General features: G+C 67.5%; 26 protein-coding genes and 1 tRNA gene. 11 read left to right on the top strand and 16 right to left on the bottom strand.

The window, feature by feature from the left end:
- Positions 1 to 54: 54 nt before the first annotated feature.
- Positions 55 to 1,002: an esterase/lipase family protein gene (locus Y710_RS03760; RefSeq protein ID WP_062366396.1), complete on the bottom strand. Its 948-nt coding sequence runs from the start codon at positions 1,000 to 1,002 to the stop codon at positions 55 to 57.
- Between the two features lie 356 nt (positions 1,003 to 1,358).
- Between Y710_RS03760 and Y710_RS03755 the strand changes: the two genes are divergently transcribed.
- Complete coding sequence (locus Y710_RS03755; protein ID WP_062366394.1) at positions 1,359 to 2,177, top strand: HAD family hydrolase; 819 nt, start codon at positions 1,359 to 1,361, stop codon at positions 2,175 to 2,177.
- Positions 2,178 to 2,595: 418 nt separating this feature from the next.
- Here Y710_RS03755 and Y710_RS03750 read toward each other — a convergent pair whose 3' ends face one another.
- Complete coding sequence (locus Y710_RS03750) at positions 2,596 to 3,345, bottom strand: Fic family protein (RefSeq protein WP_039867776.1); 750 nt, start codon at positions 3,343 to 3,345, stop codon at positions 2,596 to 2,598.
- Positions 3,346 to 3,554: 209 nt separating this feature from the next.
- On the opposite strand from Y710_RS03750, the gene acs reads away from it, so the two are divergent.
- From acs to Y710_RS03735, 3 genes are all read left to right on the top strand, one after another.
- Complete coding sequence (acs, locus tag Y710_RS03745; protein ID WP_062366392.1) at positions 3,555 to 5,498, top strand: acetate--CoA ligase; 1,944 nt, start codon at positions 3,555 to 3,557, stop codon at positions 5,496 to 5,498.
- Positions 5,499 to 5,677: 179 nt separating this feature from the next.
- Positions 5,678 to 6,136 (top strand): phage holin family protein, encoded by a 459-nt coding sequence (locus Y710_RS03740; protein WP_045537300.1) that lies wholly within the window; start codon positions 5,678 to 5,680, stop codon positions 6,134 to 6,136.
- A 15-nt stretch (positions 6,137 to 6,151) separates the two neighbouring features.
- The gene (locus Y710_RS03735) at positions 6,152 to 7,087 is read left to right on the top strand and encodes an alpha/beta fold hydrolase (RefSeq protein ID WP_006897361.1); all 936 of its coding nucleotides are present in this window, start codon (positions 6,152 to 6,154) and stop codon (positions 7,085 to 7,087) included.
- 36 nt (positions 7,088 to 7,123) lie between these two features.
- Here Y710_RS03735 and Y710_RS03730 read toward each other — a convergent pair whose 3' ends face one another.
- The 4 genes from Y710_RS03730 to nth are packed head-to-tail and all read right to left on the bottom strand — an operon-like array spanning position 7,124 to position 10,516.
- A complete protein-coding gene (locus Y710_RS03730) occupies positions 7,124 to 8,326 on the bottom strand; it encodes a MarP family serine protease (RefSeq protein WP_006897362.1) in 1,203 nt (400 codons plus the stop codon).
- Positions 8,323 to 9,129, bottom strand: coding sequence for an NUDIX hydrolase (locus Y710_RS03725; RefSeq protein ID WP_039867779.1), 807 nt, complete (start codon positions 9,127 to 9,129; stop codon positions 8,323 to 8,325). Before Y710_RS03725 ends, Y710_RS03730 begins: the two co-directional genes overlap by 4 nt.
- On the bottom strand, positions 9,126 to 9,818 hold the full coding sequence (locus Y710_RS03720) for a TlpA family protein disulfide reductase (RefSeq protein WP_045537286.1): 693 nt from the start codon (positions 9,816 to 9,818) through the stop codon (positions 9,126 to 9,128). The genes Y710_RS03725 and Y710_RS03720 overlap by 4 nt, the downstream gene beginning before the upstream one ends.
- Entirely contained in the window at positions 9,815 to 10,516 is a 702-nt protein-coding gene (nth, locus tag Y710_RS03715; protein ID WP_231875670.1) for an endonuclease III, read from the bottom strand. The genes Y710_RS03720 and nth overlap by 4 nt, the downstream gene beginning before the upstream one ends.
- Before the next feature lie 193 nt (positions 10,517 to 10,709).
- On the opposite strand from nth, the gene Y710_RS03710 reads away from it, so the two are divergent.
- Both Y710_RS03710 and Y710_RS03705 read left to right on the top strand, forming a co-directional pair.
- Complete coding sequence (locus Y710_RS03710) at positions 10,710 to 10,964, top strand: hypothetical protein (RefSeq protein WP_006897366.1); 255 nt, start codon at positions 10,710 to 10,712, stop codon at positions 10,962 to 10,964.
- A 149-nt stretch (positions 10,965 to 11,113) separates the two neighbouring features.
- Positions 11,114 to 11,788 (top strand): Crp/Fnr family transcriptional regulator, encoded by a 675-nt coding sequence (locus Y710_RS03705; protein ID WP_006897367.1) that lies wholly within the window; start codon positions 11,114 to 11,116, stop codon positions 11,786 to 11,788.
- Positions 11,789 to 11,875: 87 nt separating this feature from the next.
- Here Y710_RS03705 and Y710_RS03700 read toward each other — a convergent pair whose 3' ends face one another.
- The 4 genes from Y710_RS03700 to Y710_RS18655 are packed head-to-tail and all read right to left on the bottom strand — an operon-like array spanning position 11,876 to position 13,993.
- Positions 11,876 to 12,712, bottom strand: coding sequence for an MBL fold metallo-hydrolase (locus Y710_RS03700; RefSeq protein ID WP_006897368.1), 837 nt, complete (start codon positions 12,710 to 12,712; stop codon positions 11,876 to 11,878).
- 28 nt (positions 12,713 to 12,740) lie between these two features.
- On the bottom strand, positions 12,741 to 13,355 hold the full coding sequence (locus Y710_RS03695; protein WP_006897369.1) for a TetR/AcrR family transcriptional regulator: 615 nt from the start codon (positions 13,353 to 13,355) through the stop codon (positions 12,741 to 12,743).
- The gene (locus tag Y710_RS03690) at positions 13,352 to 13,825 is read right to left on the bottom strand and encodes a RidA family protein (protein WP_062366390.1); all 474 of its coding nucleotides are present in this window, start codon (positions 13,823 to 13,825) and stop codon (positions 13,352 to 13,354) included. The genes Y710_RS03695 and Y710_RS03690 overlap by 4 nt, the downstream gene beginning before the upstream one ends.
- Before the next feature lie 3 nt (positions 13,826 to 13,828).
- Positions 13,829 to 13,993: a Sp36 family protein gene (locus Y710_RS18655; RefSeq protein ID WP_006897371.1), complete on the bottom strand. Its 165-nt coding sequence runs from the start codon at positions 13,991 to 13,993 to the stop codon at positions 13,829 to 13,831.
- Between the two features lie 59 nt (positions 13,994 to 14,052).
- Between Y710_RS18655 and Y710_RS03685 the strand changes: the two genes are divergently transcribed.
- A complete protein-coding gene (locus tag Y710_RS03685; protein ID WP_156150442.1) occupies positions 14,053 to 15,069 on the top strand; it encodes an ATPase BagA in 1,017 nt (338 codons plus the stop codon).
- Positions 15,069 to 16,169: an ArsA family ATPase gene (locus tag Y710_RS03680; protein ID WP_006897373.1), complete on the top strand. Its 1,101-nt coding sequence runs from the start codon at positions 15,069 to 15,071 to the stop codon at positions 16,167 to 16,169. Before Y710_RS03685 ends, Y710_RS03680 begins: the two co-directional genes overlap by 1 nt.
- Positions 16,170 to 16,229: 60 nt before the next feature.
- Here Y710_RS03680 and Y710_RS03675 read toward each other — a convergent pair whose 3' ends face one another.
- On the bottom strand, positions 16,230 to 16,559 hold the full coding sequence (locus Y710_RS03675; protein ID WP_006897374.1) for a WhiB family transcriptional regulator: 330 nt from the start codon (positions 16,557 to 16,559) through the stop codon (positions 16,230 to 16,232).
- A gap of 287 nt (positions 16,560 to 16,846) precedes the next feature.
- Here Y710_RS03675 and Y710_RS03670 point away from each other — a divergent pair, with 287 nt between their 5' ends.
- From Y710_RS03670 to Y710_RS03660, 3 genes are read left to right on the top strand one after another with little or no spacing between them, the layout of a single operon-like run.
- The gene (locus Y710_RS03670) at positions 16,847 to 19,267 is read left to right on the top strand and encodes a penicillin-binding protein (RefSeq protein WP_062366546.1); all 2,421 of its coding nucleotides are present in this window, start codon (positions 16,847 to 16,849) and stop codon (positions 19,265 to 19,267) included.
- Between the two features lie 49 nt (positions 19,268 to 19,316).
- Positions 19,317 to 20,312 (top strand): metallophosphoesterase, encoded by a 996-nt coding sequence (locus Y710_RS03665; RefSeq protein WP_006897376.1) that lies wholly within the window; start codon positions 19,317 to 19,319, stop codon positions 20,310 to 20,312.
- A 10-nt stretch (positions 20,313 to 20,322) separates the two neighbouring features.
- On the top strand, positions 20,323 to 20,622 hold the full coding sequence (locus tag Y710_RS03660; protein ID WP_006897377.1) for a maltose acetyltransferase domain-containing protein: 300 nt from the start codon (positions 20,323 to 20,325) through the stop codon (positions 20,620 to 20,622).
- A 564-nt stretch (positions 20,623 to 21,186) separates the two neighbouring features.
- Here the strand turns inward: Y710_RS03660 and Y710_RS03655 are convergent.
- From Y710_RS03655 to Y710_RS03635, 5 genes are all read right to left on the bottom strand, one after another.
- Positions 21,187 to 21,260 (bottom strand) — tRNA-Pro (locus Y710_RS03655).
- Positions 21,261 to 21,314: 54 nt separating this feature from the next.
- Positions 21,315 to 22,670 (bottom strand): DUF2252 domain-containing protein, encoded by a 1,356-nt coding sequence (locus Y710_RS03650; protein ID WP_045537282.1) that lies wholly within the window; start codon positions 22,668 to 22,670, stop codon positions 21,315 to 21,317.
- Positions 22,671 to 22,688: 18 nt separating this feature from the next.
- On the bottom strand, positions 22,689 to 24,155 hold the full coding sequence (locus Y710_RS03645) for a hypothetical protein (protein WP_062366388.1): 1,467 nt from the start codon (positions 24,153 to 24,155) through the stop codon (positions 22,689 to 22,691).
- The gene (locus Y710_RS03640; RefSeq protein WP_045537280.1) at positions 24,152 to 24,610 is read right to left on the bottom strand and encodes a hypothetical protein; all 459 of its coding nucleotides are present in this window, start codon (positions 24,608 to 24,610) and stop codon (positions 24,152 to 24,154) included. The genes Y710_RS03645 and Y710_RS03640 overlap by 4 nt, the downstream gene beginning before the upstream one ends.
- A 33-nt stretch (positions 24,611 to 24,643) precedes the next feature.
- A complete protein-coding gene (locus tag Y710_RS03635; RefSeq protein WP_006897381.1) occupies positions 24,644 to 25,075 on the bottom strand; it encodes an Ohr family peroxiredoxin in 432 nt (143 codons plus the stop codon).
- Positions 25,076 to 25,120: the final 45 nt, after the last annotated feature.

Here is a 25,120-nt window from a genome sequence, read left to right as displayed (position 1 = left end):
CGCAGACGCCGAGTCAGGAAATCGCGTTGTCCACAGGTCCCGGCGGCGCAGTCGCTACGACTGCCCGGTGAACGGCGGCACGAACTCGCATGGCACCGTGACCGGGTGCGCCGGGTCCAGCGCGTTCAGTGCCAGGTACGCCGCCCGGCGGGATCCCGCGATCGCGAGGTGGTCGCTGTAGTCCTGTGCGCAGCTGTCCTGAACCACGATGTTGTCCACCGACTCGCCCCGGCGGCCGGGGACGAAGCCCGCGGTGTACGGCACCAGCAACTCGTCGTACCTGGTCATGATGTTGGTGTAGTGCACACCCTTCACATACGGGCTTCCGCCGCGCCAGATCTTCTTGTTCATCGACGATCCGCGAAGCATGCCGCCACATCCGATGCACATCGGCATCGGGACGTCGCCGAGCAACCGACCGAGCTGATTCATGGACGGACTCACCGACCCGGTCCCCTTCCACAGGGGCGCGAGGGAGACGTAGTTGGTCACCTTGTCGGCGCCGCCGAGGTACTTGACGTAGTACTCCGGCATGTAGGTTCCCTGCGAGTGGCCGATGATGTCGACGGTCTTCGCGCCGGTGGCCGCCAGCACGCGTGCGACGAATTTCTGCAATTGCCCCGCGCTGACCTCGATCCGGTCCATGCCGCCCACCGCGGTCAGCGGCCACGGCATGCCCGGCAAGGCGCCGTAAGTCAGTGCGAAGACGCAGTATCCGCGGTTCTTGAGCATGGGGACATAGGCTCCCCAGTTGGTGGTGCGTGCTCCGCCGGTACCGTGCACCAGGACCACTGGGCGCGGATGTGCGGCAGTCGGCTTGCAGCGGAAGTCGTTGGATCCGGGCAACGAACCGCCCGGGTGCTGTAGCTCGTAGGGGATTCCGCCGAAGAAGTTGTAGTTCTCGGGCTGGGCGGGGGCGGCTTGAGCAGGTGCCGCCACCAGGGCCGTGGCACCGATCAGCACCGCGCAGATCGCGAGGACGAGACGTCCGAAGGGCTTCATGAGGGTCCAAACTCTAGACGACACGCACCCGCCTCCGGGGTGCACTGGTCTCTGAAGCTACCGCGACGCCCACACCGTGGTGAGACAATCGAGGATGTTCGTCTCGCTTGGGTGGAGTTCGAACGGAAGATCCGACCGCAGAAATGGGACGACCCCGGCCAGGGGGGAGGAGGCCGGGGTCATCAGCGTTTCAGCCCCGGGGGGTCGGGCTGAAAGCTACCGGCGTGAACCGGATAACTACAAGCTACACGCGTAGACGCGAACATTGCAATACCAACTATCTGGTTCCAGTGTTTTCTACGTCACACTTCCCGGCACCCTTCCCCGGGCGTCGGATTCCACCTAGGATTCGGCCTGTGACCTCGACGCCATCGGATCGGATCGCCGCATTCTTCGACCTCGACAAGACGGTGATCGCCCGATCCAGCGCCCTCGCATTCACCCGCCCCTTCTTCGACGGCGGGCTGCTCACCCGTCGCGCAATGCTGAGGTCGGCGGTTGCGCAGCTGCAATTCCTGCTCGCCTCCACCGGCGACGATCAGGTGGAGCGGCTCCGCAAACATGTGACCGACATGTGCACCGGCTGGGACGCCGGCCTGGTTCGCGAGATCGTCTCCGAGACACTCGAGGAGGTGGTCCGGCCAGCGATCTTCAGCGAGGCCGCAGCCCTGATCGAACAACACAGACGCGCAGGCCACGAGATCGTGCTCATCTCCGCCTCCGGAATCGAGATGGTGGAACCGATCGGCCGCCTCCTCGGTGCCGATGTGGTCCGGGCGAGCATCATGCGCGTGGTCGACGGTCGATACTCGGGAGAACTCGAGTTCTACTGCTTCGGCGAGGCCAAGGCGATCGCCATGCGGTCACTCGCCGACGAACGCGGCTACCGCCTGGACGAGTGTTACGCATACTCCGATTCGAGCACCGATCTGCCGATGCTGACCGCGGTCGGCCACCCCGCCGTGGTGAATCCAGACAGGGCGCTCCGTCGCCACGCGACCGAGAACGGTTGGGAGATATTCGATTTCCCAAATCCGCTACCCGCATCGCCGTGGTCGTCCAAGGCCACGGTGACGCGTACGGCGCTGTGCGCCACGGGGATTGGCGCCGCCGCCGCGGCAGCGATCGTCTATCAGCTTCGGCACTCGAAAAACGCCAGGTCAGAGGCCGCGTGAAGATTTTTCACGAAGGGCTTGATGTGATGGGCATCACCATGTACAAATGACTTACGGAGCCCCGGACGGCCCAGCTTCTCCCGGAAGAGAAGGGCAGAAGCCCCCGGACCGGCAAGCTCCCAGCACGGGCGGCAAGCACCCACGCGGAGCGCGCCGCATTGGCACAAGTGTTGTGCGCCTGCGACATTGCGGGCATCATTCGCGAAATCTCTTTTGGGCCGACAACCCGACGTTCGATTCACGACGAGATGCCAGCAGTCCCTCGCCGAGGCGGGTACCACAACCCACATATGCACGCCTGGTCACTTGGGCCCGTGCTTGCGGGCGGCCGCACCGATCGGAGATCCGATCGGTGGGCCGCCCGCAAATATGTGTGCGGCTCCTACTCTTGACGGCGATCCGTCGGTGACACCGCCGATCAGCCGCGGGCCGCATCGGCAATCGCCGTGGCCTCTGCGCCGCCCGCCTCCATCGCCTCGCAGCACAGAACGATCCACGCACCGATCGCCTCCGGATCGCCGGTAGCGAAGCGTGCGGACAGTTCCCGGTACTCACCGAGACGCTTGAGCCAGGTCACCTCCGGCACGCCGAGCAGATGCGGGTCGAGCCCGGTCATCGCCGAGACCAGTCGCGACGCGGCGCGCGCGACCACTCCGTTCGCCTCGGTGAAGGGTGCCAGCGCCAACAGTTCCCCGTGCACCACGGCGGCCAGCACCGGAGCCGGCGCCGACGTGCCGCCGGTGATCAACTGCCCGAGCAGGTCGAGACGCTGTGCGATATGCGGCTCGGGGCGGGGACGGCCGAGCAGCTCCGGATCGTCGAGCAGGTCGGCGGCGGCGAGTGTGTGCAGGCGGGCCAGCGACTGGGCGGGCGCGCGCCGGAACACCGCGACTGCCTGATCGATCGCATCGCTGTCGAGCGACTGGGCCACCCGGACCGCGCCGGCGGCGATCGGGTCACCGAGATCCGACCGTGAGATGTCCGTGGTGCCGCCGTCGATCGCTGCCGACGACCGCCCGGCCCGCCACGAGGCCTCGCGGGAGGTCTTGTCCCACTGCCGCAGGTTGATCGGATGACGATGTGCCGCGCTGACCGCGTCGCGGGCCCGGTCGGACGCCTCGCGAACGCCGGGCAGGTCGAGCAGCGGCGACAACGGATCTGAACTCACGCGTTCAACAGTAGCGGCACCTGCGCGAGCGCCGCCGACCGCTGACGACCGACCGCTCATCGCTCGCAACCCGCATGCAACCGTCCCGCCGTCACACTGTCAGACGGTAGTGATTACCTTCACAATGGAAGTCTCTTCGCCCTGCAGACCCGTTCCGGTCTCACCGTGTGGCCGGAGTCGATGAACGAACAGAGGAAAGGCAAACGACGATGTCTTCGAGCGCAAATCAGGTCTACCCGCCGTCTCCCGAATTCGCTGCCGACGCGAATGCGACGGCCCAGCTGTACGACCGCGCCGAGGCCGATCCGCTCGAGTTCTGGGCGCAGCAGGCACGCCGCCTCGACTGGGACACTCCATTCGGCGAGGTCCTGGACTGGTCCAACGCCCCGTTCGCCAAGTGGTTCGTCGGCGGCAGGCTGAACGTCGCCTACAACTGCGTCGACCGTCATGTCGCCGCGGGCAAAGGTGATCGCGTCGCCATCCACTGGGTCGGCGAGCCCGGGGACTCGCGCGACATCACCTACAGCCAGCTCAAGGACGAGGTCTCACGCGCCGCGAACTATCTGGCGTCCATCGGGCTGCAGGCAGGCGACCGCGTCGCCATCTACATGCCGATGGTTCCCGAGGCCGTCGTCTCGATGCTCGCCTGCGCCCGGCTCGGCCTGACCCACTCGGTGGTCTTCGCGGGCTTCTCCGCCACCGCCCTCCGGTCGCGAGTCGACGATGCCGAGGCCAAGGTCGTCATCACCACCGACGGCCAGTACCGACGCGGCAAGCCGGCACCGCTCAAGGAAGCCGTCGACGAGGCCCTCGGCACCGGCGACGACGCCGCGAAGTCGGTCGAGAAGGTGCTTGTGGTGCGCCGCACCAACCACGACCCGAACCTGAACTGGGTGGAGGGCCGCGACGTCTGGTGGGACGACACGGTCGGCGAGTCGTCTCCCCATCACGAGCCCGAGGCCTTCGACGCCGAGCATCCCCTCTTCCTGCTCTACACCTCCGGCACCACCGGCAAGCCCAAGGGCATCGTCCACTCGTCGGGCGGCTACCTCACTCAGGCCAACTACACCTTCCACAACGTCTTCGACCACAAGGAGGGCCGCGACGTCTTCTGGTGCGGCGCCGACATCGGCTGGGTCACCGGACACACATACCTCGTCTACGGACCGCTCTCCAACGGCGCCACCGAGGTGATCTACGAGGGCACGCCGAACACTCCCAACGAGCACCGGCACTTCCAGGTGATCGAGAAGTACGGCGTGACGATCTATTACATCGCGCCGACCCTCATCCGCACCTTCATGAAGTGGGGACGCGAGATCCCCGATGCGCACGACCTCTCGTCGCTGCGCCTCCTCGGCAGCGTCGGCGAGCCGATCAATCCCGAGGCCTGGCGCTGGTATCACGGGGTCATCGGGGGCAGCCGCTGCCCGATCGTCGACACCTGGTGGCAGACCGAGACCGGCGGCATCATGATCTCCCCGCTCCCCGGCGTCACCGCGACCAAGCCGGGCTCGGCCATGCGCCCCCTGCCCGGCATCAGCGCCAATGTGGTGGACGACAACGGCAATCCGGTGCCCGACGGCGAGCAGGGCTACCTCGTTCTCGACCGTCCGTGGCCGGGGATGCTGCGCGGCATCTGGGGCGACGACGAGCGGTTCAAGGAGACCTACTGGTCGCGCTTCGCCGAGCAGGGCTGGTACTTCGCCGGCGACGGCGCGCGGTACGACGAAGACCACGCACTGTGGGTCCTGGGCCGAGTGGACGACGTCATGAACGTGTCGGGGCACCGCATCTCCACGTCCGAAGTGGAATCGGCGCTGGTGGCGCACTCAGCCGTGGCCGAGGCCGCCGTCATCGGCGCCGCGGACGAGACCACCGGTCAGGGCATCGTCGCATTCGTCATCCTCATGGAGGGCGCCGACGCCTCCGGCGATTCGCTGATCGCCGAACTCCGCGAACAGGTGTCGGTCGACATCTCGCCGATCGCGAAGCCCCGGGAGATCAACATCGTCCCGGAGCTTCCCAAGACGCGGTCGGGCAAGATCATGCGGCGCCTGCTCAAGGACGTCGCCGAGGGCCGCGAGTTGGGCGACACCTCCACCCTCGTCGATCCGTCCGTATTCGAAGCCATCCGGTCGCGCAAGAGCTGATCGCCGGACCGTCCGCATCGACACCGCCGACCTGCCCGGGTCGGCGGTGTCGTTTCGCGGTACGACCCGACATGGCAACATGAGACCGACCAACGATCTTCAAGGGAGTATTCGTGAGCGGAAATTCCGACACCTGGCCGAGTGAACCGAGCAACGCTCCCCGCGTTCCGTCGATCCCCATGTCGGACGCGAACCTCGGACCGAGCGGCGAACCGACGATCGGCAATCTGGTCAAGGACGCCGCCGCGAGCGCCTCCACCCTGTTCCGCGCCGAGATCGCGCTGGCCAAGTCCGAGCTGGTCCGCGAGGCCAAGAAGGCCGGCGCCGGCGGTGGACTGATGATCGTGGCGGCCGTGCTGCTGCTGTACGCGAGCCTGTTCTTCTTCGTGTTCCTCGGCTTCCTGCTCGACATCTGGCTGCCGACCTGGGCTGCGTTCGGCATCGTCTTCCTGGTGCTCCTGGTGGTCTCGATCGCCCTGATAGTCGCTGGGTACGTGTTCCTGAAACGGCTTCGAGCGCCGGAGAAGACGATCGAATCGGTCAACGAGCTGGCGACCGTGATCCCCGGTCACCACGAGTCGACCGGCGGTATGGCGCACCCGCAGATCCCGCCTGCGCGCGACCCGATGCGCAACTGATCCATCACCGCCAGATTGACGAGCACTCCTCCGGACCCGACCCTGGTCCGCTTCGATGGACCGTGGCGGCACTTCGACGTCCGCGCCAACGGTCTGCGCTTTCATGCCGTGGAGACGCAGCGGTTCGTGGCCGACCGTCCGTTGGTGCTGCTGCTGCACGGCTTCGGCGAAGTCTGGTGGTCGTGGCGGCACCAGCTCGAAGCACTGACCGAGGCCGGCTACCGCGCCGTCGCCGTCGACCTGCGCGGCTACGGCGACTCCGACAAGCCGCCCCGCGGATACGACGGGTGGACGCTGGCCGGCGACACCAACGCACTCGTGCGCGCACTCGGCCACACGAGCGCCACGCTGGTGGGTCACGCCGACGGCGGGCTCGTCTGCTGGGCCACGGCCACACTGCATCCCGCGGTCGTCGAGCGGGTGGCGGTGCTGTCGTCGCCACATCCGCGCGCGCTCAAGCGCGGCGTCCTGTTCAACTCCGAGGAGCGGTCGGCGTTTCTCCCGCTGTTCCTGCACAACCAGCTGCCTCGCCTGGGCGAGCGTCGCCTCACCCGGGCGGACGGAGCCTTCATCGAGGAGTACTTCCGGGAACGCTCCGGACCGGCTTGGCAGCAGAGCCCCGACTTCGCCGAGACGATCGCCCGCAACCGGCTCGCCATTCAGATCCCCGGCGTGGCCCACTGCAGCCTGGAGTACCGGCGGTGGGCGTTCCGGTCGCAGTTCCGCAACGACGGCCGGCGTTTCATGGATCTCATGGACAAGCGGCTGCCGATCCCCATCCTCGCCGTGCGCGGCCACGACGACGAGTACATCCTCGACTCGGTGATGGTCCAGAGCCGCCACTGGGCAGCCGACATGGACTACCGGATCATTCCCGACACCGGGCACTTCGCACACCAGGAAGCACCCGGGGAGTTCAACGCGCTGCTGCTGCAGCTCCTCGGCCGGTGACGAACGCCGCCGCTCGAGAGTCCGATCGATCCCGGATCAGCCCGAGACGCATTGCTGCGTCGCCGCTTCGGAATCGCTCTGCTCCGAAGCCGCGAGATCGCGCTGAACCTGTTCCGCGGTGAGGACGAAGCCGGTGTCCTCTGTCGGGTCCTCTGCGGCGCCGAAGACCACGCCGAGGACTTTGCCGTCGGTGGAGATCATCGGACCGCCGGAGTTGCCCGAACGGATGTTGCCGCGCACCGTGTACACCTGGCGCTGCACCTGGCGCGGGCTCTGATAGATGTCCGGCCCGTTGAGCTCCACCACATTCCGCACGCGCAGCGGCGTGACCGTGAAGGGCCCGTTCTCGGGGTAGCCGAGAGCGATGGCGTCGTCGCCCGTCTGCGCCTGCCCGGAGGCGAACTCGAGGGCCGGCGCGCGCAGTCCCGGCACGTCCAGGACCGCGACGTCGTTGCGCGGGTTGAACCAGACGACGGTGGCCTCGTAATCGCCGCCCGCCGACGTCTGAACGCTCACGGTGTCGGTACCCGCCACGACGTGCGCGTTGGTCATCACGCGCTCGGGCGAGACCACGAATCCACTGCCCTCCAGCGCCTGGCCGCAACTGCGAGCCACACCGCTGATCTTGACGACGCTCCGCTTCGCCGAGCGCACCGCGGGCTGGTCGACCAGAGCCGCGTCGGGCGGACCGACGTTCGCCACGCGCGTCTGCCCGAACGGCCCGATCACCTCCTTGAGCCCGGAACTGTCGACCAGACCGGTGAACTCGTCGGGCAGGTCACGCACCCACTGCGGGGCCACCTTGTCGACCGTCTGAATCACCTTCGAGCCGTCGATCGCCGACGAGAGACGGAATTCGTCCGTACTCCGCAAAGGGAAGGCGAGCAGCCACGCAGCGATCACGATGGCGATCACCTGCAGCACCGAACCGATCCAGCTGTCCACGCGCCGCAGTCCCGGGGAGTGGATACTGCTGCGCACCGCACCGCCGAGGACCATGCCCGCGACTTCGCCGATGATGACGAACACGACGATCAGCACCACGCCGATCAACAGCCTAAGCCGAGCGTCGTCGAAGCGTTCGATGACGACGGGAGCCAGCAGAATTCCCGCGACCGCACCCAGGACCACGCCGAAGAAGGCCAGTGCGGACGCTGCCGCACCCTGGCGGTATCCGCTCAGCGCCGCCAGCAGGGCGACGACGAGGATCACCAGGTCGACCCACACCGATCCGCTCATCGATCTCCGTTCACGTCGGCGGCGAGGCCGCCGTCCCGGGGGTCGGAGAACCCCGACACCTGCCGACCGCCGGTCTCGGCGATCATCTGCTCCAGTGGGCGCACGTCGTCGGTGTCCCAGGGGACGTCCCAGCCCGCGGCTTCGCTGATCGCCGCCAGCAGTCCACCGGTGAATCCCCAGACCAGCATGCCGTCGTAGAGAAACGCCGGGCCCTTGTACACGGTGGTTCCCACGAGGGACCGACTCACCTGGAAGCGGTTCTCCGGTGCCAGGAGTTCGCGCAGGTTCACCCTGGTGACCCTCGCCGTCTCACCGTGGTCGACGGCGTACACGTGGCTGGGGCGTTCCCAGTGTGCGAGCACCGGGTGCACTTCGAAACCGGTCGGCACCGGGAAGGCGGGCAGATTCGCCAGCACTTTGACGCCGTCGTCGGTGAGGCCGGTCTCTTCCCGCGCCTCTCGCAGCGCGGTGCCGACGGGATAGTCGTCGCCGGGATCGCGGCTGCCGCCCGGAAAGGCGATCTGTCCGCTGTGCGTTCGCAGGGTGGCGGCGCGCTCGGTGAGCAGCACGTCCGCGTCGGCGGGCAGTCCTCCGGCCGCCAGCGGGTCGGCGGCGAACGACCCGGCGAAGAGCACCAGAACGGCCGCGGCACGGTGTCCGCGCAGGCCCGCGACGAGCCGTGCCCGACCGCCGCCTCGGCTGAGCACCTTCTCGTTGACGACCTCGGGGTCGTCGGTCACCGGGCGCAGCCACGGCGGGATCTGGTCCCGGGACACGAGCGGCCCCACCGGAACTCCGCTCACTGCGCTCCCCCTACGTCGACACCCAGCTTCTCACGGACCACCTCTGCGAGCTGCGCCTCCGAATCGAACACTCGCGGCAGCACATCGGCCACGGTGCCGTCCGACCGGATCAGAACGGTCGACGGGAACACCCGAGGCGCCCCGATCGCCTTGGCGACCGCACCGTTCGGATCGGTGACCACCGGAAGATGCACCCCGACCTCCTGCAGGAATTTCAGGACGAAGTACGGTTTGTCGCCGCCCTGGCTTGCGTGAACGGCGAGCACGTTCAGGCTCTCGCCCGCGTCCTTGGAGAACTGGTCGAAGATCGGCAGCTCACGACGGCAGGGCAGACACCACACCGCCCACATGTTGATGACCAGAGGCTTTCCCGCCGTGGTCACGCCGAGGTCCACCGGTGCGCCGGTGGCCATGCACGGAACCGTGACACCGGCCAGGACGGAATGCGGGCCGGCCGGCCCCGTGCCGTCGGGACAGGGCTGCAGTGCGGCCGCCGCGCGCTCCTTGCTCAGCTCGTCCTCGGACACCTGCTGATCGGTCACACCAGAGGTGGAGGTCGCCGCCGTCGTCCCACCGCCGCCCGCGGTGTCGTCGGGCCCGCCACGGGGCCAGAGCGCCACGATTAGCGCGACCGCGACGATGACGAATGCCAGCGTGGCCCGGGCCGCGGGCTCCTTCAGGATCTTCACTGAGCCGCTCCCGACTGCTCGACTCCGGCCAAGGCGAGCAGATGCTCGGTCTCCGGCCCCTTCACCAGTGCCGCCGCCGCGCCCTTGTCAGTGGGCCCCTCACCGTAGGAGGGACAGTCCTTGGCGAGCACGCAGACACCGCACGCCGGTTTGCGCGCATGGCAGACGCGCCGACCGTGGAAGATGATGCGATGCGACAGGTCGGTCCAGTCGCGCTTCTCGAACAGCGCGCCCACCGCGTGCTCCACCTTCACCGGGTCGGTCTCCCGAGTCCAGTCCCAGCGGCGGACCAGCCGGCCGAAATGCGTGTCGACGGTGATCCCCGGCACGCCGAAGGCGTTGCCCAGGACGACGTTGGCCGTCTTGCGCCCGAAGCCGGGAAGGCTCACCAGATCCTTGAGATTCGCCGGCACCTCGCCACCGAACCGCGAGACCAGCGCCTGCCCCAGGCCGATGATCGAATTGGCCTTGTTCCGATAGAAGCCGGTGGACCGAATCATCTCCTCCAACTCGGTCCGGTCGGCCTCGGCATATGCGCGCGCGTCCGGGTACCTGGCGAAGAGCGCGGGCGTCACCTGGTTCACGCGCACGTCGGTGCACTGTGCCGACAGGATCGTCGCGACCGACAGTTCCAGCGGCGTTGTGAAATCCAGTTCGCAGTAGACGTGCGGGAAGGCCGCCTCCAGCGCTCGGTTCATCCGCCGCGCCCGCCGGACCAGGCCCAGCCTGGTCTCCTCCTTGCGTCTACTCACAACAGACCAGGTTAGCCGCCGTGCCCCCGGCCGCGCGGTCGGCTGACCTCGCCGGCCCGGGTAACCGCAGGTCACAACTCGGTGACGAGAGCCGTCTGGGTTTGCGGCACCCCCACGGCCCCGGTGTTTACTGTTCCTCATGCAAGGACTGGCCGGACTTCTCTTCCCCGCTGTGCTGATGCTCTTCGCACTCGCGATGGAGAGGGTGCAGGCGGGACTCGACCGACTGTCGGTGGGCCCGGCCCACGTCGAGGAGTTCCTGGAAGCCGCGGATGAGACCGACGTGAGCAACCTCGCGAAAGACGGGCTGCCCGCCGCACTCGACGAGCTCCGGAGCCGGCGCAGCAAGCCGATCGCGGAAACAGACGAACCGGAATCCAGTCGCGCGTCCTGAAGTCCGGTGAGCGTGCAGGCGGCCCGAGCCGCAGGTACGACGCGCGCTAGTTGCCTACTAATGCGAACAGTGATCAATCCAACATCTATGATCTTTCACGTAGTCTTTATCACTGGACGCGGCAAAAGCATTTGAGAGAGGTTCTTTAGGTGGAAGAAGTACTAGCACGGGCCGGCATTTTCCAGGGTGTCGAACCCACCGCCGTCGCAGCTCTCGCGAAGGAACTTCAGCCGGTCGAGTTTCCGCGCGGTCATGTCATCTTCCACGAGGGCGAACCCGGCGACCGTCTTTACATCATCCTGTCCGGCAAGGTGAAGCTCGGCCGCCGCTCGCCGGACGGTCGCGAGAACCTGCTGACCATCATGGGTCCGTCGGACATGTTCGGTGAGCTGTCGATCTTCGACCCCGGCCCCCGCACCTCGTCGGCGACCACCGTCACCGAGGTCCGCGCGGTCACCATGGACCGCGACGCGCTGCGCAAGTGGATCAAGGACCGTCCGGAGATCGCCGAGCAGTTGCTCCGCGTGCTGGCACGTCGCCTGCGCCGCACCAACAACAACCTCGCCGACCTGATCTTCACCGACGTCCCGGGTCGCGTCGCCAAGCAGCTCTTGCAGTTGGCGCAGCGCTTCGGCACGCAGGAGGGCGGCGCACTGCGCGTCACGCACGACCTCACGCAGGAAGAGATCGCCCAGCTCGTCGGCGCCTCGCGCGAGACCGTCAACAAGGCGCTCGCCGACTTCGCACAGCGCGGATGGCTGCGACTCGAGGGCAAGAGTGTCCTGATCGCGGACTCCGAGCGCCTCGCGCGCCGCGCACGCTGAGCAAGCGCAAAATCAGTACCGACAAACAGGTCCGAGGGCATTTCGCCCTCGGACCTGTTTGTCAGTCCTGATCTCCGCCGCACGCGCTCACAGCGTGCGGAGATACTCCAATTGAGTCTTCACCGACATCTTCGCGGCCGGCCAGAGCTTCTGATCGACGTCGGAGTAGACCTTCCGGACCACCTTCATCGGCTTGGCCTTCTCCGGTGAGACACCGAGTTCGTCGAGCGCGGCGACGATCTGCGCGAGACGTTCCTCGCGATGCGACTTGTAGTAGCGCGCAATGGGTTCCAGCTCCGGATGGTCGGGGCCGTGTCCGGGCAGCACGACCGCGTCGGAGGCCTCCACCAGCAGCCGATTGAGCGAGTTGAAGTAGTCCTTCAGCGAACCGTCCGACGGATCGAGCACGGTGGTGCCGAAACCGAGAATGGTGTCGGCGGTCAGGATCGCACGCTGCCCCTCCCACTCGACGAGGAAGCTCGTGGAGTCGGCCGTATGTCCCGGGGTGTGCATCACCGTGATGGTCACGCCCGCCGCCTCGATGACTTCACGGTCCCGCAACCGCGGGGCGCCCACCGAGTACTCGTCTGAGTAGGCCCGCTGCGGTGCGCCCGCGAGTTTGCGCATCCTCTTGCATGCACCGACGTGATCGTGATGGCGATGGCTGATGAGGACGAGTTCGACCTCCCCGGCCGCGGCCGCGACAGCCCGCACGTGTTTGCCGTGCTTGGTCGGTCCCGGATCCACGACCACCGCGGTCGACGAACCCGGCGCTCGCAGGATCCAGGTGTTGGTGCCGTCGAGTTCGAACGAGCCGGGATTGTGACACAGCAGCACAGAGGCGAACGGCGTCACCTCACGCACTACGCCGTATGCGGGATGGACCGGCTTGTCGTCGGCGGAAGCGTCGGCATGAAGGGGCATTCACCGAGCCTACCGAGCGACCGCCGCGTCACCACACCACCGGTGCCAGGAACTTCGTGGCGTAGGCCCGGACGGTCTCGACGTCCGCGATGTCCAGACGCGAGGTCCGGATCTGCGTGAGCGACAGCGCGACGCGTACGAAATGCTCCGACACCAGCAGAAGATCGTCGTCGGGCATGGTCGCGCCCGCACGACGCAGCGTGCCCGCGACCGCGGCGCCGGAGGCTTCCAGGAACTCTCCGGCGGTACGGGAGGTCTGGCTCACCAGAACGTCGGCGACGTCCGGCTCGTCGAGCAGCAGTCGGCGCACGAGCGGATCCTCGTCGACGATCCGCGTGCATTCGACGAAGGCCTCGACCACCGCCTCGCGCGGCGGCAGGCCGCGGACGGCCGCGGCGAGATGCCGCATGGTCGCGAGTGCGATCGCCTCGCCGACCTTCGCGAGCAATGCGTCCTTGTTCGGGAAACGCCGGTACAGCGTGCTGCGCGAGACGCCCGCGGCGCGCGCCACGGCGTCCATGCCGGCCCGCCGCACTCCGACCTCCGCGAACTCGCGGCGCGCCGCCGCCAGGATCACCGCTTCCTGTTCCTCGGGACGCACGCTGGTCCGCAGCCTCCGGGCACCGCTCCCCGGTCGGGTCATTTCACCTGGACGACGATTTCCACCTCGACGGGCACGCCCAGGGGGAGTTCGGCGACCCCGACGGCCGACCGCGCGTGGACGCCGGCCTCGCCGAAGATCTCACCCAGCAGGTCCGACGCTCCATTGATCACGCCGGGCTGACCGGTGAATCCGGGTGCCGAGGCGACGAATCCGACCACCTTGACCACCCGGACGATCGAGTCGATGCCGACTTCGGCGTGCACGGCCGCGAGCGCGTTGAGCGCGCAGAGCCGAGCCGCCGCGTTCGCCTGTTCCGGCGTGACGATGCCTTCCGCGCCCTCGGACACCTTCCCCGTGACCCTCACCTGACCGTCGGCCACCGGGATCTGTCCCGAGGTGTACACGAGATCGCCGACGCGGAGTGCGGGGGTGTAACTGCCGACCGGTGCGACCACCGTCGGAAGATCGATTCCGAGTTCCGCCAAGCGCTTCGACCACTGCCCGCTCATCGGTCAGGCCTTCGGACGCTTGAGGTATGCGACGTGCTGTTCTCCGGTGGGACCGGGCAGAACGCTCACCAGTTCCCAGCCGTCCGAGCCCCACTGGTCGAGGATCTGCTTGGTCGCATGCGTGAGCAGCGGAACGGTGACGTATTCCCAGGCGGTGACTTCACTCATGGTGCCAACCTTAACGGTTAACCGCGGTCACAGTAGACACGGTCGATAAGGTGATCGGCGTGGTCAACGAAGTTCGCAAGGACGGTCCCGGGGCGTGGCCGGCGCAGGCGGCGAGCGCGCGTCTGCATTTCGTGTCCGGCAAGGGCGGCACCGGCAAGACGACGGTGGCCTCAGCGCTGGCACTCACCCTCGCCTCCGAGGGTAAGAAGGTCCTGCTCGTCGAGTGCGAGGAACGGCAGGCCATCGCCCAGCTCTTCGACGTCCCCCCGCTTCCGCCCACCGACACTCAACTGGTCGGGATGGACGGCGGTGGCTCGGTGTGGGCGCTCGCACTTCAGATCGAGCACGCCCTGCTGGAGTATCTGGAGATGTTCTACAACCTCGGCTTCGCCGGGCGGGCGATCAAGAAGGTCGGCGCGATCGACTTCGTCACGACCGTCGCCCCCGGACTCAAGGACGTCCTGGTGACCGGCAAGATCAAGGAACGCGTCATCGCCACGGACAAGAACGGCGCGCGGACCTACGACGCGATCGTCGTCGACTCACCCCCGACCGGCCGAATCGGCAACTTCCTCGACGTGACCACCGCGATGCGCGATCTGGCGAAGAGCGGCCCCATTCGGAATCAGTCCGAAGGTGTTGCGGCACTGCTGCATTCGCCGGAGACCGCGATACACCTATGCACCCTCCTGGAAGCCATGCCGGTGCAGGAGACCATCGAGGCAGTCGCCGAACTGCGTGCCAAGAACCTCAACATCGGCGCCATCGTCGTCAATCGCGTCAACCCGTCCTATCTTCCCGAGGCCGAGGCGGACGCCATCGCCGAAGGCCGCATCGACTCGGCACGGATCGAGAAGAGCCTGGCGGAGGCCGGCGTCCACCTGTCCGACGACGATCTGGCCGGTCTGCTGACCGAGACCATCGACTACGCGGCACGGCTTCAGGCGCAGCAGATCGCGCGCGCCGAACTCGACGACGTCGACGCCGCGCAGGTGGAACTGCCGACCGTGGAGAACGGTGTCGACCTCGGCGCCCTGTACGAACTGTCCGCCGTGCTCAAGGAGGCTGGAGCGTAATGCCCGACCTGAAGATGGGCGCGGTGCTGGCCGACCCTGGAACCCGCGTCGTGGTGTGCTGTGGGTCGGGCGGCGTCGGCAAGACGACGACCGCCGCGGCGATGGCCCTGCACGCCGCCGAGCGCGGCCGCAGAGTGGCGGTTCTGACGATCGATCCGGCACGTCGCCTCGCCCAGTCGCTGGGAATGTCGGAGCTGACCAACGAACCGCAGCCGGTTCCCCTCGACAGGCTCGACGGCGCGGGCAGTCTCGACGCGATGATGCTCGACATGCGGCGCACCTTCGACGACATGGTGATCGAACACTCGACGCCGGAGCGCGCCGAGTCGATCATGAACAACAGCTTCTATCAGACAGTGGCGTCGTCGTTCTCGGGCACGCAGGAGTACATGGCGATGGAGAAGCTGAGCCGACTCCTCGACGAGCAGCGGTGGGATCTGATCATCGTCGACACGCCGCCCTCCCGGAATGCGCTCGACTTCCTGGACGCCCCCCAGCGCCTCGGCTCGTTCCTGTCCGGTCGACTGATGCGCATGCTCGTCGGCGGCGGTCGCGGCGTCGGCCGCGTGCTGACCGGGGCGATGAGCCTGGCGATGCGAGGCATCTCCACGATCGTCGGCGGGGAGATCCTGCGCGATGTGGCGACCTTCGTACAGTCCCTCGACTCGATGTTCGGCGGATTCCAAGAGCGCGCCAACCGCACCTACGAACTGCTCAAGCAGCCCGGAACCGAGTTCGTCGTGGTGGCCGCCCCCGAGCCCGATGCGCTGCGCGAGGCCTCGTTCTTCGTCGAACGGCTGTCGAAGGACTCGATGCCGCTCACCGGCCTGATCGTGAACCGGACCCACCCGACGCTCACCTCCATGACGGCCGCTGCGGCCGAGACCGCGATGACCGGCATGGACGATGAACTGACGCGCGGCGTGCTGAAAGTGCACACCGAGCGCGCCGCCACCGCCAAGCGCGAGGTGCGCCTGCTTCAGCGGTTCACCTCGTCGCACCCGAGCGTTCCGCTGGTGGGTGTGCCGGCGCTGCCCTTCGAGGTGGCCGACATGTCGGCCCTGCGCGCAGTCGCCGAACAGATCACCAGCCGCGGCTGACCGAAGGACCGCACAGCCCCAGACGACGAGGAGCCCGGCGCGTGCCGGGCTCCTCGTCGTTCAGTTCTGGTCGGGAACTGCGCCGAGACGCTGTCGTCGGCGCTGCGCTTCGAAGAACGCCGCCCACGACGTCACTTCGGGATGCTGACGGAGCAGCGCGCGACGCTGCCGCTCGGTCATTCCGCCCCAGACGCCGAACTCGACGCGATTGTCGAGCGCATCCGCACCGCACTCGAGTTGCACCGGACAGTGTCTGCAGATGGTCGCAGCCTTCCTCTGAGCAGCTCCGCGGACGAACAGATCGTCCGGGTCACCTCCACGACAACGCGCCTGGGAAACCCAAGCCAGTCGAGCCTCTGAGTCAACGGTGGTCAACGGCGCCAGAGTCATTGCGCAATCCCGCCTTTCACAAACCCATCGACATGCCCCTGGTTGAGCGCATGCATAAGATCCTGCTGTGATTCGTACCTACCAATGAGTTTCTTTGTTAGGTAACTCACGTTTCCAATCTATTGAGGCGGCCGATGCAACGCAAGTCGGTGGGCTATGGTCCTGAGTTCGACGCAGGTCGGGCCGACATCCGCGCAGGTGGATACGGCGCCCCGCGGCGAATCACACGTATCCTGGCCATCGTGCGCAAGACTTCGAACCTCGCAGGCCTGGCCGTCGCCGTCGTGATGGCCGCGGTCCTCGTGGCCGGACTCCTGTTCCCCGTCGCCACCGGAATGGGCGTGCTCTCGAACCGGGCAGCCGCCACGATGGAGAACTCGTCGTCCGAGCTGCTGGGCGGAACCGTCCCCGAAGTCACCACGGTGACCGACGCGAACGGCACACCGATTGCGCTCCTCTACGACCAGTACCGCTACCAGGTCGGATACAACGACATCTCGCAGGACATGATCCGGGCGATCATCTCGATCGAGGACCGGCGTTTCCTCGAACACGACGGCGTCGACTGGAAGGGCACCATCCGTGCGGCCCTGAAGAACTCGTCGTCGGGTGAGGTGCAACAGGGTGCCTCGACGCTCGATCAGCAGTACATCAAGAACTACCAACTGCTGGTTCTGGCCCGGACCGAGGCCGAGCGCGAAGCGGCCACGGAGACGACACCCGCGCGCAAACTGCGGGAGGTGCGGATGGCCCTGACTCTGGAGCAGACGCTCACCGATCAGGCCAAGCGGGAGAAGGGACTCGACGACGCCGCCGCGAAGCAGGACGCGAAGAAGCAGATCGTGACCCGCTACCTGAACGTCGTACCCTTCGGCAACAACGCCTACGGTGTGGAGGCCGCGGCCCAGACGTACTTCGGTCACTCCGCGAAGGAGCTGACGGTGGAACAGGCGGCCATGCTCGCCGGCATGGTCCAGTCGAGCTCCGGGCTGAACCCGTACACCGATCCGCAGGCCACCATGGCGCGACGGAACACCGTGCTCGACACCATGATCGAGAACTTCCCCGAACGTCGCGCCGAACTCGAGGCGGCGAAGAAGAAGCCGCTCGGCGTGCTGCCCGCGCCGAAGACCCCCGTGCAGGGATGCATCTCCGCGCACAACAACGGCTTCTTCTGCGACTACGTCCTGCAGTACCTGGCCGACAACGGCATCCCGCGCGCACAGGTGATGCGGGGCGGTTACCTCATCCGAACCACCCTGAATCCCGAGGTCCAGGCCGATGCGGTGCGGTCCGCGCAGCAGCACACCGCTCCGGACACCGACGGCATCGCGACCGTGATGAGCATCGTCGCTCCCGGCAAGGACTCTCACGACGTGCTGGCGATGGCCTCGAGCCGCAATTACGGCCTCGACGCCAAGCGCGATGAGACTGTTCAACCGCAGCCCTTCTCTCTCGTCGGCGACGGCGCCGGCTCGATCTTCAAGCTGTTCACCACGGCCGCGGCGATGGAGAAGGGGTTGGGCACGGGCAGCGTGCTGCCGATCCCGTCGAGCGTCGCGGTGTACGGCATGGGCGACAGCAACGGCGCGTTCGGTTGTCCGGTGAACGCGTACTGCGTCAAGAACGCCGGCGCGTATCCGCCGTCGGCGTCGGTGACGCAGGCCCTCGCCACGTCGCCGAACACCACCTTCGTCCAGCTGCTTCAGCAGGTCGGGGTGAAGCCCGCGGTCGACATGGCGGTGCGGCTCGGACTGCGCTCGTACAACGAGCCCGGTACCTCGGGTGTCGGCGATCAGAGCCTCGCCGAGTATGTGAAGAAGGGTAATTTCGGCTCGTTCACGCTCGGCCCGTTCGCAGTGAACGCGCTCGAACTCTCCAACGTCGCAGCGACCCTCGCCTCCGGAGGCACGTGGTGTCCGCCGAACCCGATCGCGTCGATCCAGCAGGTCAAGCGCGATCAGTACGGCAACGCGGTGCTCGACCAGAACGGACAGCGCGCGATGGTCAACGTCCCGTTCAACCCGCCCAAGTGCGAACAGGTCGTCGAGTCCGGGCTGGCCAACACGCTCGCGAACGCGATGAGCGAGGACGACAAGGGCGGCGGCACGTCGGCGGCCGCGGCTTCGGCGGCGGGCTGGAACCTGCCGCTGTCGGGCAAGACCGGCACCACCGAGGCGCACCGCTCGGCGGCCTTCCTCGGATTCACCAACCGCCTCGCCGCCGCCGTCTACACCTACAACGACGGTTCGCACCCGGCGGGCATCTGCACCTCGCCGCTGCGCCAGTGCGGCGACGGAAATCTGTACGGCGGCTTCGAGCCGGCACGGACGTGGTTCTCGGCGATCGGACCGATCGCGACCAAGTTCGGTCCGGTCGCGCTGCCTCCCGTGGATCCGCAGTACGTCGCGGGCAGTGACCGCGGACGCATCCCGCAAGTGAGCGGACTGCCCGCCAGCCAGGCCACCTCGCGCTTGCAGGAGGCCGGTTTCAAGGTCACCGAACTCGAAATCGAGAGCACTCGCCCCAAGGGCACCGTCGTCTTCACCGCTCCTTCCGACAGCGCGATGCCGGGAAGCACCATCGCGATGTACGTGAGCAACGGCCGCGGCAAGACCTCCGGCGACGGCACGTCAGACAAACCGGCGGAGAAGACGGTGCAGGTGCCGGGAGTGGGTCCGGTGGTCATCGAGGTGCCCGGCGGCTGACGGCGCAGCGCGGGGTCGGCGGGCGTCTTCGGCGCGTATCCTGAAGTCCATGGTCTCGGTTCCCGGATTCGGTGCGCCCTCGCGCACCACACGTGACGCCTCAGCTCTCACCCGCGTCGTGGCCGGTGCCGCCGGTGCGGCCGCCGCCGGTCTCGTGTATTCGACGGTGATCGAACGCAACGCATTCACCCTGCGTCACGCGACGCTGCCGGTGCTGGAGCCGGGATCGTCGCCCTTGCGCGTGCTGCACATCAGCGACATCCACATGATGCCGAACCAGCATCTCAAGCAGGCATGGATCTCCGAGCTGGAGCGACTCGAGCCCGACCTGGTGGTCAACACGGGCGACAACCTCGCCCATCCCAGCGCGGTCCCCGCTGTGGTGCAGGCACTGGGCGGGCTGCTCGCGCGCCCCGGCCTGTTCGTCTTCGGCTCCAACGATTACTTCGGCCCGAAACCGAAGAACCCGTTCAAGTACTTCAAGAAGAACCACACACGCACGCACGGTGAGCCGCTGCCGTGGCAGGATCTGCGCGCGGCCTTCACCGAACGCGGCTGGCTCGACGCCACGCACACGGTGCGCGAACTCGAGGTCGGCTCGGTGCGCATCGTCGCGGCCGGCGTCGACGACCCGCACATCGAACGCGACCGCTACGAGGCGATCGCCGGGCGACCCAACCCGCTCGCGCAACTGCGGCTGGGGCTGACGCATTCACCGGAGCCCCGCGTGCTCGACTCCTTCGCCGACGACGGGTACGACCTCGTGCTGGCGGGCCACACGCACGGCGGTCAGCTGTGCCTGCCCGGCTACGGCGCGCTGGTGACCAACTGCCATCTCGATCGTTCGCGGGTCAAGGGCGTCTCCAACTGGGGTTCGACGATGAAGCTGCACGTCAGCGCAGGCCTCGGTACCTCGCCGTACGCGCCCGCCCGGTTCTGCTGCCGCCCGGAGGCGTCGCTGCTGACGCTGACCGCGGTGTCGAACGGCGGCGACGTCGACAGCGTTCAGCAGTCGTTGCCCCAGCTCGCCGACCAGTTCAGCTGACCGAGACGGCATGACCACCGACCGGGAACGGATGCTGGCCGGCGAGTTGTACCGCGACGCCGATCCCGAATTGGTCGGGTTGCGCAAGGCCTGCGCGCGGCTGCTGGACCGATTCAACGCGACCGCCGCCGACGAGGACGGCGTGCGCGACGCACTGCTGCGTGAATTGCTGGGCGGCCTCGGCGAGGGCAGCTGGGTGATGCCGCGTCAGATGAGAGCCGGGAGCGTCGTCACTCGCGATCTCCCCGACCATGTATTCGCCGCGGGCAATCCCGCGCGAGTGATCCGCGAGTTGCCGATCGAGGCTTGAGGTCGCGGCGTAGTTCCCGGCGCACGAGACCGGCTATTCGAGGGCGGTCCGTCCGGCTCCCTCCCCTTAGACAGGAGCGGGACGGACCGCGTCATCGCACCCGTCCGGTTCACTACCCTCCCCAGAGCAACCGCCGGACGGGGCGGCGTCCGCTTGCATCAGTTAGCAACGGACTTTTTCAAGTGAATCAGGCTCACGAGTTCAACACAAGACTGGGTGCGTGAACTGCCACCGGAGTCCTCCTTCTGAACGACTCGAGTGGGTGCCTGTCCCATCGCTGATGAACTGGCCGGGCGTCCGCCGTCAGCCCGAATCCGCCCAGAAGGCGGCCGTAGCACGATCACTGACCGAGAGAACTCCGATGGAACAGTTACGCCGCGGTATCGAGCGTCGGGGTCGGCACGATCTGCTTGAGCAGTAAGCTCGCGGAAGCCTGACCTCTACCGCAAGGCCGGGTCTCAACGACGATCTGACACCTGAGCAGAACGGACACGCACGATACGAGGAAGCCCCCGGCTCGCATCTCTGCAGGCCGGGGGCCTCAACTGCTTCTCAACCAAAGCGTCGGGGTAGCGGGATTCGAACCCACGACCTCTTCGTCCCGAACGAAGCGCGCTACCAAGCTGCGCCATACCCCGTGTATGACCTGCAATAGCGTACAACGAGCTCGGCCGAACTACTAAATCGTCAGGTCAGGACGGGTTTTCGAGGGCACCGGAGCTGACCGACCCGTCGGCGACCGCGGCATCGAGGCGTCCGTGGTCACCGATGTTGATGCGGCTGTACTCCACCGAGAAGTCGGCGATCGCCGCGTCGAAGGCCTTTCCCGCGTCGGCCAGGTATGCCGCGATCTCGTGGCGGGATGCGGTACGCGCGTGCGCCTGCGCCAGCACCTCGCCGCACAGCGCCCCGTAGTACTCCATCCCGGCCGGAAGCAGCGACTCCACGACCACCGACCCCTTGCCGTCGCGCAGCTGGCGCACGTAGAAGTCGGTGTCGACCGTCGCCTCCGCGCCGGCCGCACGGACCCATCCGAGGAAGATGTCGCTCGACGCCTGCAACAGTTGCTGACCGAACACGACACGCTGTCCCTGATTGGTGTACTCGCAGCCCGGCACGAACGGCGCGAGGACCGATTCGGAGGCCTCCTTGAATTGAAGAAAGAGCGGATCGGTCCCCCGCGCCCCGCCGAAGAGCGCGATCCAGCACCGGGTGCCGACGCTGCCGACGCCGACGACCTTTCGCGCCGCCTCGATGAAGGAGTACTGCGAGAACAACTCGGCGACGTGCGCGGGCAGGGTGCGCGCGTAGCGTGCGAAGGCCTCACCGAAGTAGTCGTCGAGTTGGACCTTCGACATCGACGGCGCGACCTCGGACGCCGGCACCAGCAGCGGCGGATCGCTCTTGATGTGCGCCCCCGCGAGATCGACGTAGCAGAGCTTCTCGAGCGCCTGCGCGCTGTCCCGGTGCCGCGCCTTCCGGAGCGCCTTCTGCGTCCGCTTCGACGCGGCGGTGTCGAAGCGGTCACCGAGATCGGCGACCACCTCGTCGGCGTCGACTCGCGCATACCAGCATTCGAGGGCGGGTTTGGCCTCGCTGGCGATCATCGTCTTCCGGTACGCCTTGGCCGCGAGGCGCGCCATGCTGCGGCCCGTCGTCTCGTCGAAGCCGTTCGCCTGCGACGCGATGACCATGCTGGCCGCGAGGCGCTTCACGTCCCACTCGAACGGGCCGGGGTGCGTCTCGTCGAAATCGTTGAGGTCGAAGACCATCGCGCGTTCCGGTGAGCGGAACAAGCCGAAGTTGCTCAGATGCGCGTCTCCGCACAACTGGGTCACGATGCCGGTGCTGGGAGTCGCCGCGAGGTCGGAGGCCATCACCGCCGCCGCACCGCGATAAAACGTGAACGGCGTGGCCGACATCCGCTGATGTCGCACCGGGGTCAGTTCCTGCAGCCGCGTACGGTCCTGTTCGAGGATGATCTCGAGCGAGTCCCTGCGGGTCGCGGCCTCCGGCACCGCAGCCAGTTGGTCGACGGGCAAAGCCATTGGCCGGTTCCCTTCTCTCTATTGATAGGAGACGAACCAGGGAACGGGGTCGACGTTCATGGTCCGGCGTGGAGAGAACATGGGCTTGTCCTCCGTGTAGAAATTCTTCCACCCGAGCCACGTCCGGGGAGGCAGGCCCGCGACAATCCGGTTCCACGTCTGCATCTTGACGTTCGGCACACCGTGGCCGTCGGCGTGAACGAGGAACGCGAGTTCGGTGCGCGAGGTGTCGATCTTCGATCTGTCACCCAGCATGTCGGCGTCGAACTGGTGCAGGACAAAGGCCTTCTGCGGCAGATTCCGACTCTTGACCAGGTCGGCGAGCCAGGTCGAGACCCGGTTCACCTCCGCGGGCGAGACGGACCCGATCTGCTGCAGGTGGACTTGATTCGGCTTCAGCCGCCACTCCGGGTCGAGGGCCAGGCCGACGTGCGGCTGCAGCAGCAGTTCCCGATACATCTTGGCCTGGTCGAGAAAGTCCATCCGGCCCGGTTGCAGGTCGAGGGTGACGTAGACGCCGGCCTTGCGCGCGGCGTCGACCCACGGCCGCACCGCCGCCACGTCGAGCGCCGAGGTGTAGTTGCCGCCCGGGCCGGGATCGGCGGACGCGACGGTCACGATGATCTCGAAGCCCGGGACCACCGGGACGGGCGAGAGGCGGTCGTACTGCGCTGCGACGGCTTTCGCGCGCCGGATGGACGCACTGATGCTCTGCCTGCCCAGAGGCCCCAGTTCGGGCGCACCGGGCGATCCGTAGAGCGCGACGACGCGGCGCCCCGGGAACATCAACTGTCCGCCGCCGGGGAGTTCCGGGAGGCTCCGCGCGAGTTCGACGCGGCGCGCCAGGAGCCGGGGGTCGCCGAATCCCGATCCCACCGCGAGGATCGGCGCCCCGGGCCGCGCCTTGACGAGGTTCACTGCGCGCCCGGAGCTTCTCGGATCGGGCGACGGCACGGCCGCGACCTCCGCGTGTGCCGCCTCGGCGGTCGCGATCGCGTCGTCGCCGGCCGCCGAAAGCAGCACCACGGTGCCCTCACCGCGCGTCGCGGCACCGCCGGCGAGCAACCGGACGTCGTCGGTGACCGGAACCGGCAGTGCCGGGACGCGGCCGACCCGGACCGCGCGCTCGACACCGAGTCGCTCCAATTCCGCTGCGACAGTGCGGGAATTCGTGTCATCGACCGCGAAGACCGGCACGCCATTGACGCGCGCGGCCTCCGCCGCGGCGCGGCGCTCCGACTCTCGTGCCGTCGGAGCGACCACGACCGCGGTCGGCGACGAGGCGAACAGTTCGCGACTCACGATCACGGATCCGGGCGCACCGGCGTCGTCGACGACGCGGATCGACCCTCTCGCGAACGCCACGGCCGCGGGGTCTCCGACCACGGGAATCGCCGATGCCGTCACCAGTGCGGCGACCGCCAGCGTGACGACTGTGATGTAGAACAGACGAGCGCGGCCCGTGGTGGTGCGAGCCGGCGTCATTCCTCGTCGGACTCGTACGAGTCCGCGAAGGACACCCGCGGGGTGGTCAGCGCCGAGTATCCCGCCACAGCGGCGTACACCACCGCGGCGAGGGTGAATCCGATGGCGAAGACGATCGCGGCGGCCCAGGCCACGACGCCCACAGCACTGTCGATCCCATCCAGGAGCAGCACCGCGGACGCCGCGAGGACGCCCCCGAGCAGGGCCCAGACGGCCGATCGAATGCGCGGACCGATCGCTCGGCTGAAGAACAGCCGCTCGTAAACCGCTGTCTCGAACTCTTCTACCGCGGCGAGCCGGACGGCGTCGGTGCCCGCCAGCTCGCGCAGCGACGCGGCGAGTTCGGCGTCGCGTTTGAGTACCGCGGTCTCATTCTGCCGGTATCGCACGAATGCGATGGTCGCGATGGTGGCCGCCAGCACTGCGGCGGCGGCGACGATAGCCCAGTTGTTCACGAGAGTTCACCGTACCGGGCCCCGTGCCGCGAATCACACGCGCGATGTGACAGTGCTCGCGATATTGCCGCGCGTGGCCTTCGAGTACGGGCAGAAGGCGTGCGCGGCCTGTGCCAGTTCGGCGGCCTCGGCGGTGTCGAGCCCGGGCAGATACACCTCGATGTCGGCGGTGAGTCCGAAGCCGCCGTCGGCGTCGTCGCTGCCGATGCCGATGTTCACCTTCACCGACGTGGCGTCGGTGAGAGTGGCGCCCTTGCTCTTGGCGACGTGCCGGAGCGCACCCATGAAGCACGCCGCATAGCCCGCGGAGAACAGCTCCTCGGGATTGCTGCCCTCGCCGTTGCCGCCCATCTCGACGGGCGGAGCGAGCACCAGGTCGATCCGGCCCGACTCGGAGACCACCTCGCTGTCGCGGCCGCCGCCGGTCGAGGTCGACGAGACGTGGTACACGGGGGTGACGGTCATTGCGTTCTCCTTAGTTCGGTCAACTCGAAACGGGAACGGTTCCAG

The sequence above is a fragment of the Gordonia sp. QH-12 genome, assembly GCF_001578675.1.
Classification (GTDB): domain Bacteria; phylum Actinomycetota; class Actinomycetes; order Mycobacteriales; family Mycobacteriaceae; genus Gordonia; species Gordonia sihwensis.
Note: the sequence above shows the minus strand (reverse complement) of the source record. Positions and strands in the feature narration are given on the sequence as shown.

What these genes read in the sequence shown, in the direction of transcription:
- Y710_RS03760 (WP_062366396.1), bottom strand. Translation starts at nt 1,002, where the DNA reads ATGAAGCCCTTCGGACGTCTCGTCCTCGCGATCTGCGCGGTGCTGATC.
- acs (WP_062366392.1), top strand. Translation starts at nt 3,555, where the DNA reads ATGTCTTCGAGCGCAAATCAGGTCTACCCGCCGTCTCCCGAATTCGCT.
- Y710_RS03740 (WP_045537300.1), top strand. Translation starts at nt 5,678, where the DNA reads ATGTCGGACGCGAACCTCGGACCGAGCGGCGAACCGACGATCGGCAAT.
- Y710_RS03730 (WP_006897362.1), bottom strand. Translation starts at nt 8,326, where the DNA reads ATGAGCGGATCGGTGTGGGTCGACCTGGTGATCCTCGTCGTCGCCCTG.
- nth (WP_231875670.1), bottom strand. Translation starts at nt 10,516, where the DNA reads ATGAACCGAGCGCTGGAGGCGGCCTTCCCGCACGTCTACTGCGAACTG.
- Y710_RS03710 (WP_006897366.1), top strand. Translation starts at nt 10,710, where the DNA reads ATGCAAGGACTGGCCGGACTTCTCTTCCCCGCTGTGCTGATGCTCTTC.
- Y710_RS03700 (WP_006897368.1), bottom strand. Translation starts at nt 12,712, where the DNA reads ATGCCCCTTCATGCCGACGCTTCCGCCGACGACAAGCCGGTCCATCCC.
- Y710_RS03695 (WP_006897369.1), bottom strand. Translation starts at nt 13,355, where the DNA reads ATGACCCGACCGGGGAGCGGTGCCCGGAGGCTGCGGACCAGCGTGCGT.
- Y710_RS03690 (WP_062366390.1), bottom strand. Translation starts at nt 13,825, where the DNA reads ATGAGCGGGCAGTGGTCGAAGCGCTTGGCGGAACTCGGAATCGATCTT.
- Y710_RS18655 (WP_006897371.1), bottom strand. Translation starts at nt 13,993, where the DNA reads ATGAGTGAAGTCACCGCCTGGGAATACGTCACCGTTCCGCTGCTCACG.
- Y710_RS03680 (WP_006897373.1), top strand. Translation starts at nt 15,069, where the DNA reads ATGCCCGACCTGAAGATGGGCGCGGTGCTGGCCGACCCTGGAACCCGC.
- Y710_RS03675 (WP_006897374.1), bottom strand. Translation starts at nt 16,559, where the DNA reads ATGACTCTGGCGCCGTTGACCACCGTTGACTCAGAGGCTCGACTGGCT.
- Y710_RS03670 (WP_062366546.1), top strand. Translation starts at nt 16,847, where the DNA reads ATGGCCGCGGTCCTCGTGGCCGGACTCCTGTTCCCCGTCGCCACCGGA.
- Y710_RS03665 (WP_006897376.1), top strand. Translation starts at nt 19,317, where the DNA reads ATGGTCTCGGTTCCCGGATTCGGTGCGCCCTCGCGCACCACACGTGAC.
- Y710_RS03660 (WP_006897377.1), top strand. Translation starts at nt 20,323, where the DNA reads ATGACCACCGACCGGGAACGGATGCTGGCCGGCGAGTTGTACCGCGAC.
- Y710_RS03650 (WP_045537282.1), bottom strand. Translation starts at nt 22,670, where the DNA reads ATGGCTTTGCCCGTCGACCAACTGGCTGCGGTGCCGGAGGCCGCGACC.
- Y710_RS03645 (WP_062366388.1), bottom strand. Translation starts at nt 24,155, where the DNA reads ATGACGCCGGCTCGCACCACCACGGGCCGCGCTCGTCTGTTCTACATC.
- Y710_RS03635 (WP_006897381.1), bottom strand. Translation starts at nt 25,075, where the DNA reads ATGACCGTCACCCCCGTGTACCACGTCTCGTCGACCTCGACCGGCGGC.